Raw genomic sequence first — 16,326 nt, forward strand, 5'->3', positions numbered from 1 at the left:
CGCCACGCACACCGACCTCATCCTGAGGAGCCGCGCATTTGCGCGGTGTCTCGAAGGATGGGCCACGGGCCTCGTGGTTCGAGACGGCGCTATCGCGCCTCCTCACCATGAGGGTCTGACGTCAACCGGTCGTCCGGTCAAACAACTGCCGGATCAGCGTCGTGATCCTCCCCTTCGGCGACATCATCTCGTATATGATGGTGAAATGGTTCGCATCGGGAATTTCCTCGTACGTCACCGGCAATCCGTATCTGGCGCGGTGGCCGGCGAAATCGGCAGTCTGCTTGCGCAATAGCGGCAGCTCGGCGCTGCCGACCACCAGCGACAGTGGTTTTGGCGGACCGCCTTCCTGCATCATCGGCGAGTTGCGGCGAGAGGTTGCCTCATCGGCTCTCAGCTTTTCGTTGAGGTAGCTGTGGCGGATCGGCGCGAGATCGTAGATGCCTGATATGGCCATCCCCCCTCTCACCTTCGGATGCGACAGCGCCATCGAGGTCAGATGCCCGCCGGCCGACCAGCCGGACACCACGATGCCCCCGGCCGCAGCACCCAGCGCAGGCAATTGTCCGCTGAGGAAATCAATGCCAGCGTGGATTTCGGCGACGATTTCGTCCAGCGCAGCCTCAGGCGCCAGCGTGTAGCCGATCAGCGCGACATTGATGCCAATGCGCCATCGGTCCCTCGGCAACGATAGTGAAGACTTCCTTGGCCCGCGCCTGCCAGTAGCCGCCGTGAATGAACAGCAGCGTCGGCGCGTTGTCGGCGGCCTTCAGGAAATCGATCCGGTTGCGCTCGCCCGGGCCATATCGCAGATCGAGATGGTCGGGATAGCGCTTGCGCATCTCGCCGGACCGCCGCTCCCAGCCCGCGACCATCTCGGCGCTGCCGGGTACGGCGATGCCATTGTTGAGGCCGAGGTCGCGCGCCTCCTGGCTCATCGCACGCCAGTCCAGCGCAGAAAACAATGTCGTCATGCAATATCTCCGGCCGGCCACAATCTCGTGGCGTTTCCACTTTGCTGGAAAATGTTCTACAGCACCATCTGCGACTAAGAAACGGAAACGAACGGAGATAGCGAAGTGGCTGATCAGGGGCTGGTGCGTGAGACGGCGTGTGCCGTCGTCGGCAAACTAAAGTCGGGCGAAGTCACCCCGCTCGACCTGCTCGACGTACTGGAGAACCGCATCGCCGAGGTCGACGGTAAAGTCAACGCGCTGCCGACGCTGTGCTTCGATCGCGCCCGCAAGCACGCCGCCGCGCTGATGAAGAAGCCGGCTAGCGAGCGCGGGCTGCTCGCCGGCCTTCCGATCCCGATCAAGGACCTGACCAATGTCGCCGGCGTCCTCACCACGCAGGGCTCGCCGATCTACAAGGATAATATCCCCGCGAAATCGGACATTCTGGTCGAGCACCTCGAGAACAATGGCGGGGTGATCTACGCCAAGTCGAACACGCCGGAATTCGGCGCCGGCGCCAACACCTTCAACGAAGTTTTTGGCCCAACGCGCAATCCATGGGACACGTCCCGCTCCGCCGCCGGCTCCTCGGGTGGCGCGGCGGTGGCGCTCGCCACCGGCACGGCATGGCTGGCGCACGGCTCCGACATGGGCGGTAGCTTACGCAACCCCGCGAGTTTCTGCGGCATCGTCGGATTGAGGCCGAGTATCGGCCGCGTCGCGCACACGGTAGCTGCGGCGATCGATCGCAATCTCGGTGTCCAGGGCCCGATGGCGCGCAACGTGGAGGACTTGGCCCTGTTGCTCGATGCCATGAGCGGCGAGCATCCCGCCGATCCGCTGTCGCTGCCTATGCTGCCGACGTCGTTTCTTTCCGCCGCCCGTTCGGGCAGCAAGCCGAAGCGCGTCGCCTATTCGCCGGATCTCGGCATCACGCCGGTCGATCCTGAAGTCGCCGCCGTCACCCGTAAGGCCGCGCAGCGTTTTGCGGAAGCGGGCGCCATCGTCGAGGAAGCCCATCCCGACCTGCGCGAGGCCCATGAATGTTTCCATGTGCTGCGCGCGTTCGACTTTGCACTCTCCAAGGCGGCGCTCCTGCGCACCAAACGCGACCTGCTCAAGCCCGAGGTGATCTGGAACATCGAGGAAGGCCTGAAGCTGACGGTCGAGCAACTCGAACGCGCCGAGGCGCAGCGCGTCGCCATGACCGCGCGGACACTGGAATTTTTCGACAAATACGATCTGTTGCTGGCACCCGCCACCATCGTGCCGCCGTTCCCGGTCGAGAACCGCTACGTCGCCGAATGCGCCGGCAAGAAATTCGACAACTACGTCGAATGGCTCGGCATCGTGTACGCGATCACGCTGGTGTGTTGTCCCGCGCTGTCGCTGCCGTGCGGCTTTACCGCCTCGGGCCTGCCGGTCGGGCTGCAAGTGGTGGCACCGCCGCGCGGCGAGGCGCAGTTGCTCGCGGGAGCCAAGGTGCTGGAGGATATTCTGGGCGTGCGCGGCACGACGCCGATCGATCCAAGACCTCCGAAATAGATGGCACCTAAATAGTCACGATCGTCAGAACAACGTCTCCATCTGGTACAGCGTTCTCCGGTTCATGATCGGGGAACCCAGCGCGGCCGCCGTCGTTACCTGCTGTTGCGCACGGCGAACTGATCCGGACAAAGGGATCGTACATCGCCCCCTTGGAGACGGATCATGACCGATCAAGCCATCAAGCCCGCCGACGATCGTTTCGACATCCAGGACGTGGAGCGGCGGGTCAAGGCGATCTTCATCGGCTCGATCGGCAATCTCGTCGAATGGTACGATTTCTACGCCTACACCGCGTTCGCGCTGTATTTCGCACCGGCATTCTTTCCGAACAGCGACCCCGTGGTGCAGCAGCTCAACGCCGCGGTGCTGTTCGCGGCGACGTTCCTGATGCGCCCGCTCGGCGGCTGGCTGTTCGGCTTCATCGCCGACCGCTACGGCAGGCGGCTGTCACTGACGCTGTCGGTCGTCTGCATGTGCTTCGGCTCGCTGATCATCGCGGTGACGCCGACCTATGCCACGATCGGCATCGCGGCGCCCGCCATCCTGGCGCTGGCGCGCATCATCGAAGGCTTGAGCCTCGGCGGCGAATATGGCGCCAGCGCGACCTACCTGACCGAAGTCGCCGACCCCAGGCACCGCGGATTCTATTCAAGCTTTCAGTATGTCACCCTGATCGGCGGTCAGCTTACCGCAATCATGGTGTTGCTCCTGCTGCAGAAGGTATTTCTCACGCCGGAAGCACTGAAGGACTGGGGCTGGCGAATCCCCTTCGTGATCGGCGCCCTGCTCGCGATCTTCGCCGCCGTCATGCGGCGCAACCTGCATGAGACCGAGGCGTTCGAGGAAGCCAGGAAGGTGACAAAACCTACCGGCTCGATCCGCGGGCTTCTGAAGTACCCGCGCGAGTTGCTGCTGGTGGTCGGCCTCACCGCCGGCGGCACCGCAGCGTTCTATACTTTCACCACCTACATGCAGACCTTCGTCAAACTGTCTGTAGGCCTCACCGAAGACCAGACCACCTTCGTGATCTTCGGCTCGCTGATCTTCGCGACCCTGCTGCAGCCGATCTATGGCGGCCTTTCCGACCGTATCGGCCGCAAGCCGTTGCTGATTTTCTTCGGCGTCATGGGCACGCTGGCGACGGTCCCGATCCTGACCACGCTGAAAGGCGCCAAATCACCGTTCACAGCCTTCCTGCTGATCTGCGCCGCCTGGCTCTTCGTGGCCGGCTACACCTCGATCAATGCGGTCGTGAAGGCGGAATTATTCCCGACCAACGTACGCGCGCTCGGCGTCGGCCTGCCCTATGCCATCACGGTATCGCTGTTCGGCGGCACCGCGCCCGCGATCGCGCTCTATTTCAAGACGCTGGGGCATGAGGACTGGTTCTATTATTATCTCAGCGGCATGATCTTTATCTCGCTGATCATCTATGCGACGATGCGCGACACCAAACATACATCCGCAATGCATCGCCACGAGTGACTGGTCCCGATATGGCCGACGAGAACGAGCCGCCGCCGGAGAGCAAGCTGACGCGCAGCAAGGCGCGCTGGGCGCGCGAGGGAAAATTCCTTACCGGCAAGATTTCGCGGCCTGAGGAAGCGCGGCTGCCGCCGGGCCAGCACCTGACCAGGGATTGGCCGACGCTCGATCTGGGATTGACGCCGAACATCTCGCGCGAGCACTGGCGGCTCGATGTATACGGCGCGGTTGAGAATCCGATCTTCTGGGATTTTGCACAGTTTTTTGCGCAGCCGCAGAGCAAGTTCATCTCGGACATTCACTGCGTCACCACCTGGTCGCGCTACGACAATCAGTGGGAAGGGCTTGCAACCCGCGACCTCCTCGTTGCCTGTCGGCCGCGCGAGGAGGCGCGGTTCGTGGTGCTGCATTCGCATGACGGCTACAGCACCAACCTGACGCTGGAAGATTTTGCGGCCGAGGATGCAATCCTTGTCCATAGCTGGTCGGGTGCGCCGCTCGAGCTGGAGCACGGCGGCCCGGTACGGCTCGTCGTGCCCCATCTCTATTTCTGGAAAAGCGCGAAATGGCTGCAGAGCATCGAATTCCTCGCTGAGGACAAGCCCGGCTATTGGGAGGTGCGCGGCTATCACAACCGCGGCGACCCGTGGCAGGAACAGCGATATTCCGGAGACTAGAGCCGCAACATTGACCGGGGAGAACGTCCGTGCCGACCGAACGCTTCCAATTCACCGGCGAAGGCGGCCATCAGCTTGCCGCCGCGCTGGACACACCGGATGGACCGGTGCAGGCCTGCGCGCTGTTTGCGCATTGCTTTACCTGCGGCAAGGACGTACTGGCGGCAAAACGCATCGCGACTGCGCTGGCCGCAAAGGGCATCGCCGTACTGCGTTTCGATTTCACCGGCCTCGGCTCCAGCGAGGGCGAATTTGCAAATTCGACCTTCTCCTCCAACGTGGCCGATCTCGTCCGCGCTGCGGCACATCTACGTGACACCCGCGAAGCCCCCACGCTCCTGATCGGGCACAGCCTTGGCGGCGCGGCGATCCTTGCCGCCGCCGGGCAGATCCCGGAGGCGAAGGCAGTCGTGACAATCGCGGCACCGTCCGATCCCGTTCACGTCACCCATCTGTTCAGGGATCGCATCGAGGACATCCGCAAGCATGGCGAGGTCGAGGTTCAACTCGCCGGCCGGCCGTTTCACATCAAGCGCGAATTCCTCGACGACATCGCCGAACACAGCCTGATGTCGCACGTCGCAAAGCTGCGCAAGGCGCTACTGATCATGCATGCGCCCACCGACGACACGGTCGGGATCGACAATGCCACGAATATCTTCGTCGCGGCCAGGCATCCCAAGAGCTTTGTGTCACTGGCGGGCTCGGATCATCTGTTGAGCGACAAGCGCGACGCGAGCTATGTCGCCAACGTCATCGCCGCCTGGGCCGGGCGCTACATCGAGTCTGCCGTCATCGAGCCGCCCGTTGAGCTCGGCGAAGTCCCGCGCAAGGTCGTGGTTAGGGAAACCCGCAGCGGCAAGTTCCAGCAAACCGTCGCAACGGGACCGCATCGGATGCTGGCAGATGAGCCGGTTGCCGTCGGCGGCCAGGACAGCGGGGCCGGGCCGTACGATTTCCTGCTGGCGGGCCTCGGCGCCTGTACCTCGATGACGATGCGGATGTATGCCGACCGCAAGTCGCTGCCGCTCGATCGCGTCACCGTAACGCTCAAGCACAGCAAAATTCACGCGGCGGACTGCGCCGAATGCGAAACCCGCGAAGGCATGCTGGACCAGATCGATCGTGTCATCTCGATCGAAGGCGCGCTCGATGCCGATCAGCGCCAGCGCCTGATGGAGATTGCCGACAAGTGTCCGGTGCATCGTACGTTGACGTCGGAGGTGCGGATTGTGACGAAGGCCGCGGATTAGGCGGCCGCCAGCGGGCGGACGCGCAGCACGCCGCGCAGGCCGGCGGCGGTGCCGACCAGAATGCCGGCGAACGCAATCAGCGACGCCAGTGCGAGGGTGGAAAATCCGGTCAGGCCCTGCCCGATCGAGCAGCCGAACGCCATCACGCCGCCGATACCCATCAGCGCAGCCCCGCCGCCGGAGCGAAGCATGTGGCGCGGCGACTGATAGCCTTCGAGCTGAAAGCGGCCGGTCAGCAACGCGGTCGCGCGAGGCTGCCGGCGAACACGCCGAACACGGTGACGATGCCGAAATTCAGCGTCGATCCCGTCGACAGCATGACGTATTGCAGCGCATCCGCGATCGGTGCGATGAAGGTAAGCGAGGTCACCGGCGTCGGGTTGAAATCGTCGGCGCCGAGATAGCCGGTGGCAAACCAGCCGGCCACGACGAGCAGGCCGATCACCAAGCCTGCGGCGATCTGGCCCGGCGAGCGCCGGAACGCCGGATGGGCAAAGGCGAAGATGATCAGCGCCGCAGAGATGATCGAGGCCGCCAGCATGCGCGCGGCCGTTGGGCTCAAGCCTGCGGCGGCGAGCAGCGCCGGCACCGAGTTTGCGGTTGCCGTGGTCTGCGAAGCGCCGACCATCGCGATACGCGTCGGCGCGATCAGGCCTTTCAGCGTCATCTGGGCAAAGATTGCGAGGACGACGACCACGACGAAAGAACGGAGATTGCCGCGCCCGAGCAGCACCAGCGCGCGCGACCCGCAGCCGTTCGACAGCACCATGCCGTAGCCGAACAAGAGGCCACCGAAGAACATCACCGGCGCGGAGAAAGCAGGCTGCAGGTAGATCGATTTGCCGATATCGGCGAGACCTGCCGCCGCCAGCAATTGTGTACCGGCAACAGCCACGCCGATCGCCAGCGCATAGGTGCGGACCAGCCGGCCATCGCCTTCCGCCCAGAAACCACGAAGACTGCTGAGCAGGCAAAACCCGCTGAGCAATCCGACCGATCCATAAACAAGACCGATCAGCAATCCGCCCATCACGATAATATTGCCACTGTCCAGCACGGTTCTTCCCTGTTCCCTTGCACGGCCGCCCAGGCCGCCACCGCTCAAATAGGAAGCAATTTCCGTGCTGCTAATACGTTGGAAGCATGGGCCCGTCCACGGCCGGCGATGCAGAGAATGAATCTCTCGTTCCGTCAGGGCAGCGAAGGAATAAAAGCGCTGCCGGCGAGGGGAATAAGGGAGATTTGTTTTCCGCGCAAAAATAGGGAGACGGCGTGCGGCCAGCCTACGCCCAAGGCCGCAGGATCACGCGATCGCGCGACGAACCGGCCACCGCGATGAAAGCAGCCTTGGCCTGCTCCAGCGGATAGATCGCGTTCGACTTGATCGGAAACGGCTTGAGATGCCCGCTGGCGAAGCCCGGGCCGAGTTCCCTTAAGACCGCGCCGGTCGCAACCGAGGACAGGCCGAGCGTATCGATGCCCACGTAAGTGTGCTGGCCGCGATAGAACTCCAGGATGTTGAACGGCACGATGCGGTCGACCGCGGCGATCAGGATTTGCCGCCCGCGCAACGCCAGCGATTTGTGCGCGGCCTCGAAATAGGGATCGCCGACCGTATTGAACACGATGTCGGCGCCCTTGCCGCCGGTGAATTCGCGCATGCGCGGCGCGACGTCGGTTGCTGACGCGTCGATGACTTCCACGTTTGAATTGGCGTGGCCTTCGTAAGCCTCGCGCTTGCGCACCACGCCGATTACCCGGGCACCGTGCCAGCTCGCGATCTGTACGGCGGCCTGCCCGACCTTGCCGTTGACGCCCATCACGAGCACAGTCTCACCGGCTTTCGGGATGCCGGCGCGGCGCAGGCCTTCCATCGCGGTGACGAACGGCACACCGATGCCGGCGGCCTCCTCCCAGGAAATGCCGCTCGGCTTCTCCACCACGGCGTCGGCTTCGACCACCAGATGCGTGGCGTGGGTGCCATCGCGGCGGATGCCGAGATCGCCTGACGAGCCGAACACTTCGCGCCCGATCCAGCCCGTCGGACCATCGACCACGACGCCCGCATAGTCGCGGCCCGGCGTCCGCGGAAACACCGCATAAGGCATCAGCCCGGTCGCAGCCTTCACGTCAGATGGATTGACGGCGGCGGCCTTGATCTCGATCAGCAGGTCGGTTTCGCCGCGCGACATCGCGTGCGTCTCGACGACCGGCATGAGCGAAGCGGCATCGGCGGCCATTGCCGACAGGCGCACGCAACGGGCCTGGATGGCAACGGGGCTAACTTTGGCAACCAACATCACGGCCTTCCTGCTGTCTCATTCAATCAGGAGTTACCCTTTCGGCCGCTTGTCGTAAACACGTTTCGCCTTGCCGAGTGAACGTTCCAGCGTATCGGGGGCGACCGCCTTGATGCGCGCGGTGATGCCGATGGTGTTCTTGATGAAGACCGCGACCTTTTCGGCGTGCGTGGGCAGCCCGCTGCCGTCCCAGCGTTCCGGGCGGACTTCGGCGAGCACGGTCATTTCGTCCATCCGCCCCTCCCGCGTCAGTTCGATGATGAAATGGCCGCCGCACCAGTCGGTCGCAAGCAGCGCTTCCTCGATCTGGGTCGGAAATACGTTGACGCCGCGCAGGATGATCATGTCATCGGAACGCCCCGTCACCTTCTCCATACGCCGCATGCCCGGCCGGGCGGTTCCCGGCAGCAGCCGCGTCAGGTCGCGGGTGCGGTAGCGGATGATTGGAAAAGCTTGCTTGGTCAGCGAGGTGAAGACCAGTTCGCCCTTTTCGCCGTCGGGCAGCACCACGCCGGTCTCCGGATCGATCACCTCGGGATAGAAATGATCCTCCCAGATGTGCAGGCCGTCCTTGGTCTCCACGCATTCCTGCGCCACGCCGGGGCCGATCACTTCCGACAGGCCGTAAATATCAGTCGCATCCATGTCGAACGCCTGCTCGATCTCGACGCGCATCGCATTGGTCCAGGGCTCGGCGCCGAAGATGCCGAACTTCAGCGACGATTGGCGCGGATCGAGGCCCTGCCTTTTGAACTCGTCGAGAATGGCGAGCATGTAGCTTGGCGTGACCGTGATGATATCAGGCTTGAAGTCGTTGATCAGTTGCACCTGGCGCTCGGTCATGCCGCCGGAAACCGGCACCACCGTGCAACCGAGCTTCTCGGCGCCGTAATGCACGCCAAGCCCGCCGGTGAACAGGCCATAGCCATAGGCATTGTGAATGATCATGCCGCTGCGGCCGCCGGCGGCGCGGATCGAGCGCGCCATCACGTCCGACCAGATGTCGATATCTGCTTGCGTGTAGCCGACCACGATCGGCTTGCCGGTCGTGCCCGAGGATGCGTGGACGCGAACCAGCTTTTCGCGCGGCACCGCGAACATGTTGAAGGGATAGTTGTCGCGGAGATCAGTCTTCACCGTGAACGGGAACCTGGCGAGATCGGCGAGCTGTTTGAAATCGGATGGATGCACGCCGGCCGCATCAAACGCGTTCTTGTAATGCGCGACGTTGTCATAGGCGTGCTTGAGCGACCAGGCGAGGCGCCTGGTCTGCAACGCCATGATCTCGTCGCGCGAGGCGCGCTCGGCCTCGTCCAATTCAGCGCTGTAACCGCTTCCGCTGGATTTCAATCTTGCCATGGCCATGGCGCGTTCCCCTTGCTTTCTATTCTTGTGTGGCCTCGTTGTCCGCAACCGGCAGCCACGTTCCCGCTATGGTGCGGGAGTGGCCACGGAATTCCGCGATCACGACATCGCCTGATGTGACGCGAACGTCATAGATGCCAGACCGGCCGTTGCGCGAGATTTCCCGGGCGGTGGCGATCAGAACGTCGCCGAGCTTGCCCGGCCGGATAAAGGTGATGTCGCATTGCGCGGCGACGGCGCGCTCGTTGCGGGAATTGCAGGCAAAGGCGAAGGTGGAATCCGCCAGCAGGAAGATAAAGCCGCCATGGACGATGCGCTGGCCGTTGACCATGTGCGGCGCTACCGTCATCGTCAGCGTCGCCTGCCCGGGCTTGACCTCGACAATCTTCATGCCGAGGCCCTTGCTGGCGTCATCTTCCTTCCACATCGCATCCGCGCAGGCGCGGGCGATCTCGTCGGGCGAAAGCGCGACGTTCATGGCGGGTTGCCCGCTCTGCGAGACGGTTCCACGACGTTCTCTCCCTTTGCGTACGGGCCTGTTGTCAGGCCTCGTTAGTCTGTTCACCTTGAGACCAAGCACCTGGGTTGTCGAGATCCCAGGTTCTTTGCCCCGTCATTCCGGGATGGTGCGCGAGCACCAGACCCGGAATCTCGAGATTCCGGGTCTGGTCCTTCGGACCATCCCGGAATGACGACTTCACTCACACGTGATCGTAGTCCACCACCACCTTGTCCGAACACGGCCGCGCCTGGCAGGTCAGGATGAATCCCGCCTTCAGCTCCCATGGCTCCAGCGAATAGTTGACTTCCATCTTGGCGTCGCCCTCGACCAGCTTGGCGCGGCAGGTCGAGCACATGCCGCCCTTGCAGGCGAACGGCAGATCCATGCCGGCGCGCAACGCGGCGTCGAGGATCGATTCCTCCTCGGCGACCGGCACATCGCGCCGCTTGCCGTCGATGATCAGCGACGCCATCGCCTTGGGCGGCGCAGATGCTTCGATAATTTTCTTCGGACGCGGCTTGCCGCCGAACTCGGAAACGAAGCGCTCGACGTGAATGCGATCCTCGGCGATGCCGATCTCGCGACAGGTCGCCTCGATGTCCTCACTCATGCCCATCGGGCCGCAGATGAGGACATGATCGACGCTTGCCGCCGGCACCAGCGAGCGCAGCAGCACCCGCACCTTCTCGCCGTCGAGCCGGCCGTGCAGGATCGGAATGTCCTGCTCTTCGCCCGAAATGACGTGGAACAGCGACAGCCGCTGCATGAAGCGGTCCTTTAATTCCTCCAGCTCTTCGAGGAACAGCATGCCCGATGTCGAGCGGTTGCCGTAGAACAGGAAGAACCGGCTGTTCGGTTCGCGCGCGAGCACGCCCTTGACGATCGACAGGATCGGCGTGATGCCGCTTCCCGCGGCAAAGCCGACATAGACCCGCGCCTCATCAGGCGCATGGGCGACACCAAAACGGCCGGTCGGCGTCATGACGTCGAGCTCGTCGCCGGCCTTCAATTCGTCCGCGGCCCAGTTCGAGAACGCGCCGCCATCGACCTTTTTCACGGCGATGCGCAGTTCGCCGTCATCGGGCCCCGAACAGATCGAATAGGAGCGGCGCACTTCCTCGCCGTCCATGGTGGTGCGCAGCGTGAGGTATTGCCCGGGGGTGAAGCCGTAGTCGCCTTCCAGTTCCTTCGGGATCGTAAACGTCATCGACACCGCATCCGCAGCTTCGCGGCGCAGATCGTTGACGGCGAGACGGTGAAAGCGCGGGGCGTGGGACACTAGCGACCTCCCACAGTCATTGCGAGGAGCAAAGCGACGAAGCAATCCATTGTTTCTTTTCGCGGTGACATGGATTGCTTCGCTTCGCTCGCAATGACGGACATAACGACGGCCTCAATGACACTTGAAATAATCAAACGGTTCGCGGCAGGTCTTGCAGCGCCACATCGCCTTGCAGGAGGTCGAGCCGAATTCGGACAGCAGTTCGGTTTTTTCAGAACCGCATTGCGGGCACGCCACCTGCTGCTCCCCGAACAGCGCGCGGCGGGAAGTTGAGGCCTGCGGCGGAGCGATGCCGTAGGCCTGGAGCTTGTTGCGGCCGTCCTCGCTCATCCAGTCCGTGGTCCAGGCCGGCGACAGCACGGTGCGGACGGTCGGCCGGCCGATGCCCGCGCGCTCCAGCGCCAGCTCGATCTCGACTGCGATCATGTTCATGGCCGGGCAGCCCGAGTATGTCGGCGTGATCGCGACCTCGACCCGGCCGTCGTGGATCTGGACGTCGCGCAGCACGCCGAGATCGGCGATGGTGAGCACTGGTATCTCGGGATCGACCACTTGCGCTGCCGCCTCCCAGGCGCGACGGCGCAGATCGGTATCGTTGACGGCGCTTACCATGTCGCCCCCGGAAAGGTGCGTTGCATCGATTGCAGCTCGCTGAGGAGATGGCCGAGATGCTCGCTATGCCGGCCGCTGCGGCCGCCCTGTTGCATCCAGTCGTTCTTCGGCAACGCGAGCGTCGCTTCGTCGACCACGCCGGATACCGTCTTCAGCCATTGCGATTGCAGCGGCGCCGGATCGATCGCGATGCCGGTATCGATCAGCCCGCGCTCGCTGTCATCGACGGCGAACATTTCGCCGGTGAAGGCCCAGAGTTCGTCGATCGCGGCTTGCGCACGGGCGTGGCTCTCCTCGGTGCCGTCGCCGAGGCGGACGATCCATTCCGAGCAATGCCTGACATGATAGGCACTTTCCTTTTCCGACTTCGCCGCGATTGCCGCCAGCGTCGCATCAGTAGAGCGCATCATGGCGCGCCAGTAGAGATCAGCGAAGGTCGCACAAAAGAATTGCCGCACCATGGTGCGGGCGAAATCGCCGTTCGGCTGTTCCAGCAGCAGCAGATTGCGGTACTGTCTGACATCCCGCAGATAGGCGAACTTGTCCTCGTCGTTATCCCTGCCCTCGACCTTGGCCGCATAGGCATAGAGCTCGCGCGCCTGGCCGAGCAGATCGAGGCCCATATTGGCGAGCGCCATGTCCTCTTCCAGCATCGGCGCATGGCCGCACCATTCCGACAGCCGGTGCCCGAGGATCAGCGCATCGTCGGCGCGGCGCAGGGTGTAGAGCACCAGCGGCGTTTCGGAGACGGTGATGTTGGCTGCGGTCATGCCTGATTCCTGCCTATTCACATTCCGACCTCATCCTGAGGAGCGCGGAACGCGCGTCTCGAAGGATGGGCCACGGTCCCTTTGCCGCCATCCTTCGAGACGCTTGCTTCGCAAGCTCCTCAGGATGAGGTCTGAATTCCTGGCCACGGGCCTCGTGGTTCTCCCGGCGATGCGAAGCATCGTCCGGAGACGCCGCTCACGCGCCTCCTCACCATGACGGCTACATATGCCCTACTTCATCCGGCACATCGTAAAACGTCGGATGCCGGTAAATCTTGGATTCCGCCGGCTCGAACATCATGCCCTTCTCGGACGGATCGGACGCGGTGATCGCGCTCGACGGCACCACCCAGATCGAGAGGCCCTCGCCGCGGCGGGTGTAGATGTCGCGTGCGGCCTGCAGCGCCAGCGTCGCGTCGGCCGCGTGCAGCGAGCCGACATGCTTGTGCGCCAAGCCGTTGCGGCTGCGAATGAAAACCTCCCAGAGCGGAATGTTCGGCGTTGCCATTGCGGTCTCCCTACTCTGCGGCCTGCAGGGCGGTGCGCTGCCGGCGCTTCTCGGCATAGGCCATCGCTGCCTCACGCACCCAGGCGCCTTCGTCATGCGCCTTGCGGCGCGCGGCGAGGCGATCGCGGTTGCAGGGGCCATTGCCTGCCAGCACCTGCTTGAACTCTTCCCAGTCGATGGCGCTGTACTCCCAGTTGCCCGCTTCATTCTGCTTCATGCCGGGATCGGGAATCGAAAGTCCCAGGAAATGTGCCTGCGGCACGGTGGCGTCGACGAATTTCTGGCGCAGCTCGTCATTGGAAAAACGCTTGATCTTCCATCTGGTCGAGGTGTCGCTGTGCTGGCTGGCCTGATCGGGCGGACCGAACATCATCAGCACCGGCCACCACCAGCGGTTCAGCGCCTCCTGCGCCATCGCCTTCTGCTCTTCCGTGCCGCGGCACAGCGTCAGCATGATCTCAAAACCCTGGCGCTGATGAAAGGATTCCTCCTTGCAGACGCGGATCATCGCCCGCGCGTAAGGCCCGTAGGAACAGCGGCACAGCGGGATCTGGTTCATGATCGCGGCGCCATCGACCAGCCAGCCGATGGTGCCGATGTCGGCCCATGTCAGTGTCGGGTAGTTGAAGATCGAGGAGTACTTCGCCTTCCCGGCCAGCATCAGGTCGACCAGCTCTTCGCGCGAAGAGCCAAGCGTTTCGGCGGCGGCGTAGAGATAGAGCCCGTGGCCGCATTCGTCCTGCACTTTGGCGAGCAGCGCCGCCTTGCGGCGCAGCGACGGCGCACGCGTGATCCAGTTGCCCTCGGGCAGCATGCCGACGATTTCGGAATGCGCGTGCTGGGAAATCTGCCGCGTCAGCGTCTTGCGGTAGGCCGCCGGCATCCAGTCGTTCGGCTCGATGCGTTCGTTAGCGTCGATGCGCGCCTGAAACTGCGCAGCCCGCGCGGCGTCCTCAATGTTGCGGTCTTCGCCGTCGGACGAATTGAGCGCCTGCGTGTACATGGCGGACCTCCCGATATTTGTTGGGAGACAACATATAACAAAATTTAAGATATGCAATATATTTCTGTAACATATTCACGCGCCGTCGAACCGCCGAAACAGTTCCGCGCCGGGCTTCGGCAGCGGCCCGTTTTCGTTCGTCGCATGGCGGTCAAGCCATTGTTCGGACGCGGGAAGTAGCGCGCGATAGATTTCGCCACAGAGCGTTCGGGCCGGCCTGCCCGGCCAGTCTGCCGGTAACAGTGAGGTCGGCAACAAGGGATCGCGGAGCACGACGCGGCGGTAATGGTGGATCAGCAGCACGCGCGCTGTGAAGGCGTCGGCGTCCACCAGCCGCTCGCCCTTGGTGATCCAGCCGTGCAGCGGTTCGAAGGTCTTCATGAATTTTTGATAGGCGTCGGCGGTCCGGTGCAGCGGCCAGCTTTCGCTGAGCAGGCGTCGCCCGCTGTCGTCCTCGGCCGAGACTTCGAGGCGTATGGCCCCTGAGGCTTCGTTAGGGATGGGCACGCCCGACGGCGCGACCCACACGCCCGGCAGCGGGCTGCCGAAGCCCGCATTCTTCAGCCCCTCGCGCGCGGCGTCGCGGTCCCCGCCATTGCCGATCAGCAGCAGTTCGAACCGCCCGGTCCAGTCGGACGCGGGCGGCCCATAGATGTGTTTCGTTGCGATATCAAAAGTTTGCCGCCCGCTCTGCAGCAGACGATAGAAGCTGTTGCGGCCGATTTTATTGCGCTCGAACCAGCCATCGGCGGTCAGCCGCGACATCGCGGTGCGCACCACGCTGGCGTCGATGTCGAGTTGCTCGAAGAATTCAAGCAGCGTGCCCAGCCAGACCGAGCCGCCGCGCGGCACGATGGCATCGCCGAACACGGTGATGACGATCGAGCCGGTGCGCGACGGTTCGCGCTTCAACTGCTGGACGATGCGGGCAAGCGGCGGCGGCATGCGTCAAGGCATAGCGCGTTTTTCGTGATCGCGACAATGTCGGCAAGAGTCGGGCTTCATCCTTCGAGACGCGGCCAAGCGGCCGCTCCTCAGGATGAGGTCTTAGACCCTCATGGTGAGGAGCGCGGCAACGCCGCGCGTCTCGAACCATGCGGCCCCGATACACCCAATCGGGACTTCTGCCGGCTCTACCGATGCGGGTTCGGATACACCAGGCTGCGCCAGCCGCTTCGATCGAACGGCGCCCATTCGCCCTCCGGCTGCGCCAGGCGATCGGCGACCGCGTAGACCGCGGCGGGGTGATGGCCCATGCCGCAATGGCTGCTTTCGACCTCGATGCTCTCAGAGGTCGCTGACGTCTTTTCCATGCAGCCCTGCCAGGCGCAGATGCCGTCGGTGCGGCTGAAGATCGCGGTGGTCGGCACCGGCGGCGTGCCGGACAGCGCTCCGCCGAAACGGGCGTCCTCCTCGTCGGCGCGGCGGCCGCTCGCCATCTCGTAAACGCGCCAGGCGTTGGTCGCCTTCGGTCCCGCGGCAAACGGGCTGCCGAGCGTGATCACCGAGCGCACGCGCTCCGGCATCATCTTGGCGAGCTGGCGGGCGTAGAGACCGCCGAGGCTCCAGCCGACCAGCGAGACCTTGCGGCCATGCGTGTCGTTCAACTCGTGGACGAGATCGACCATCGCGTTCTGGACGCCGTGGCGCAGTCCGAGATTGCGGCCCTGGCGCCAGCCGCTGGCGGCGTAGCCGCGGCTCTTCAGAAAGCTGCGCAGTGGACGCGTCGAGGTATCGGACGCAACAAGCCCGGGCAGCACTAATACCGGATGGCCGTCACCACGCGGGGCGAGGCTCAGCAGCGGCAACGCGCCGAGAAACGCTCCCAGTTCGGAAATCGCACGCCCCTCCAGAAACATCAGGGTTCTGGACGGCGGCGAAAGCGTCTGTGTAGCAACGGACATCATGTCTCCTCTCGGGCTGGCCCCTTACGTCTCGGCAGCCATGCCACTGGTTCAGTTGAGTAGACGCAAGCGCAGCAGAATCGTTCGCAGTGCAATATAGTTCCACAAAAAGCTAAGGAACCGGTTTTGCTCTTGCAAGCGGTCGAGGTCACACCTGGGAT

16 protein-coding genes and 1 pseudogene are annotated in these 16,326 nt (G+C 63.7%); 4 read left to right on the forward strand and 13 right to left on the reverse strand.

The annotated features are described in order from the left end of the window. Positions 1 to 121 precede the first annotated feature (121 nt). Both V1288_RS00705 and V1288_RS00710 read right to left on the reverse strand, forming a co-directional pair. Positions 122 to 688, reverse strand: a complete 567-nt coding sequence (locus V1288_RS00705; RefSeq protein WP_334355252.1) for an alpha/beta hydrolase — start codon at positions 686 to 688, stop codon at positions 122 to 124. Continuing rightward, positions 624 to 974 (reverse strand): hypothetical protein, encoded by a 351-nt coding sequence (locus V1288_RS00710; RefSeq protein ID WP_334355253.1) that lies wholly within the window; start codon positions 972 to 974, stop codon positions 624 to 626. Before V1288_RS00710 ends, V1288_RS00705 begins: the two co-directional genes overlap by 65 nt. A gap of 105 nt (positions 975 to 1,079) precedes the next feature. Here V1288_RS00710 and V1288_RS00715 point away from each other — a divergent pair, with 105 nt between their 5' ends. From V1288_RS00715 to V1288_RS00730, 4 genes are all read left to right on the forward strand, one after another. Further along, the gene (locus V1288_RS00715) at positions 1,080 to 2,501 is read left to right on the forward strand and encodes an amidase (RefSeq protein ID WP_334355254.1); all 1,422 of its coding nucleotides are present in this window, start codon (positions 1,080 to 1,082) and stop codon (positions 2,499 to 2,501) included. Positions 2,502 to 2,666: 165 nt separating this feature from the next. After that, on the forward strand, positions 2,667 to 3,989 hold the full coding sequence (locus tag V1288_RS00720; RefSeq protein WP_334355255.1) for an MFS transporter: 1,323 nt from the start codon (positions 2,667 to 2,669) through the stop codon (positions 3,987 to 3,989). Between the two features lie 11 nt (positions 3,990 to 4,000). After that, positions 4,001 to 4,666 (forward strand): sulfite oxidase-like oxidoreductase, encoded by a 666-nt coding sequence (locus tag V1288_RS00725; protein WP_334361156.1) that lies wholly within the window; start codon positions 4,001 to 4,003, stop codon positions 4,664 to 4,666. Positions 4,667 to 4,695: 29 nt separating this feature from the next. Next, positions 4,696 to 5,919, forward strand: coding sequence for a bifunctional alpha/beta hydrolase/OsmC family protein (locus tag V1288_RS00730; protein WP_334355256.1), 1,224 nt, complete (start codon positions 4,696 to 4,698; stop codon positions 5,917 to 5,919). Here the strand turns inward: V1288_RS00730 and V1288_RS00735 are convergent. The 11 genes and pseudogenes from V1288_RS00735 to V1288_RS00785 form a co-directional block, all read right to left on the reverse strand. Beyond that, positions 5,916 to 6,949, reverse strand: a pseudogene (locus V1288_RS00735) (YeeE/YedE family protein). The gene V1288_RS00730 and the pseudogene V1288_RS00735 sit on opposite strands and share 4 nt — an antisense overlap. A gap of 253 nt (positions 6,950 to 7,202) precedes the next feature. Next, positions 7,203 to 8,219 carry a quinone oxidoreductase family protein gene (locus tag V1288_RS00740; RefSeq protein WP_334355257.1) on the reverse strand — a complete coding sequence of 339 codons (1,017 nt, stop codon included), beginning with the start codon at positions 8,217 to 8,219 and terminating at the stop codon, positions 7,203 to 7,205. Positions 8,220 to 8,252: 33 nt separating this feature from the next. Continuing rightward, complete coding sequence (gene paaK, locus V1288_RS00745; RefSeq protein WP_334355258.1) at positions 8,253 to 9,584, reverse strand: phenylacetate--CoA ligase PaaK; 1,332 nt, start codon at positions 9,582 to 9,584, stop codon at positions 8,253 to 8,255. Between the two features lie 19 nt (positions 9,585 to 9,603). Continuing rightward, complete coding sequence (gene paaI / locus V1288_RS00750) at positions 9,604 to 10,062, reverse strand: hydroxyphenylacetyl-CoA thioesterase PaaI (protein ID WP_334355259.1); 459 nt, start codon at positions 10,060 to 10,062, stop codon at positions 9,604 to 9,606. 223 nt (positions 10,063 to 10,285) lie between these two features. Next, on the reverse strand, positions 10,286 to 11,365 hold the full coding sequence (gene paaE / locus V1288_RS00755) for a 1,2-phenylacetyl-CoA epoxidase subunit PaaE (protein ID WP_334355260.1): 1,080 nt from the start codon (positions 11,363 to 11,365) through the stop codon (positions 10,286 to 10,288). Between the two features lie 114 nt (positions 11,366 to 11,479). Next, on the reverse strand, positions 11,480 to 11,980 hold the full coding sequence (gene paaD / locus V1288_RS00760) for a 1,2-phenylacetyl-CoA epoxidase subunit PaaD (protein ID WP_334355261.1): 501 nt from the start codon (positions 11,978 to 11,980) through the stop codon (positions 11,480 to 11,482). Further along, positions 11,974 to 12,750, reverse strand: a complete 777-nt coding sequence (gene paaC, locus V1288_RS00765; RefSeq protein ID WP_334355262.1) for a 1,2-phenylacetyl-CoA epoxidase subunit PaaC — start codon at positions 12,748 to 12,750, stop codon at positions 11,974 to 11,976. The genes paaD and paaC overlap by 7 nt, the downstream gene beginning before the upstream one ends. Before the next feature lie 220 nt (positions 12,751 to 12,970). After that, positions 12,971 to 13,258 (reverse strand): 1,2-phenylacetyl-CoA epoxidase subunit PaaB, encoded by a 288-nt coding sequence (paaB, locus tag V1288_RS00770; RefSeq protein ID WP_213252119.1) that lies wholly within the window; start codon positions 13,256 to 13,258, stop codon positions 12,971 to 12,973. Between the two features lie 10 nt (positions 13,259 to 13,268). Beyond that, positions 13,269 to 14,261: a 1,2-phenylacetyl-CoA epoxidase subunit PaaA gene (paaA, locus tag V1288_RS00775; protein WP_334355263.1), complete on the reverse strand. Its 993-nt coding sequence runs from the start codon at positions 14,259 to 14,261 to the stop codon at positions 13,269 to 13,271. A 75-nt stretch (positions 14,262 to 14,336) separates the two neighbouring features. Then, positions 14,337 to 15,206 carry a phenylacetic acid degradation operon negative regulatory protein PaaX gene (gene paaX / locus V1288_RS00780; protein ID WP_334355264.1) on the reverse strand — a complete coding sequence of 290 codons (870 nt, stop codon included), beginning with the start codon at positions 15,204 to 15,206 and terminating at the stop codon, positions 14,337 to 14,339. Positions 15,207 to 15,394: 188 nt separating this feature from the next. Next, positions 15,395 to 16,165, reverse strand: a complete 771-nt coding sequence (locus V1288_RS00785; protein ID WP_334355265.1) for an esterase/lipase family protein — start codon at positions 16,163 to 16,165, stop codon at positions 15,395 to 15,397. Positions 16,166 to 16,326: the final 161 nt, after the last annotated feature.

Origin of the sequence: Bradyrhizobium sp. AZCC 2176 (assembly GCF_036924645.1) — a bacterium.
Lineage (GTDB): Bacteria > Pseudomonadota > Alphaproteobacteria > Rhizobiales > Xanthobacteraceae > Bradyrhizobium.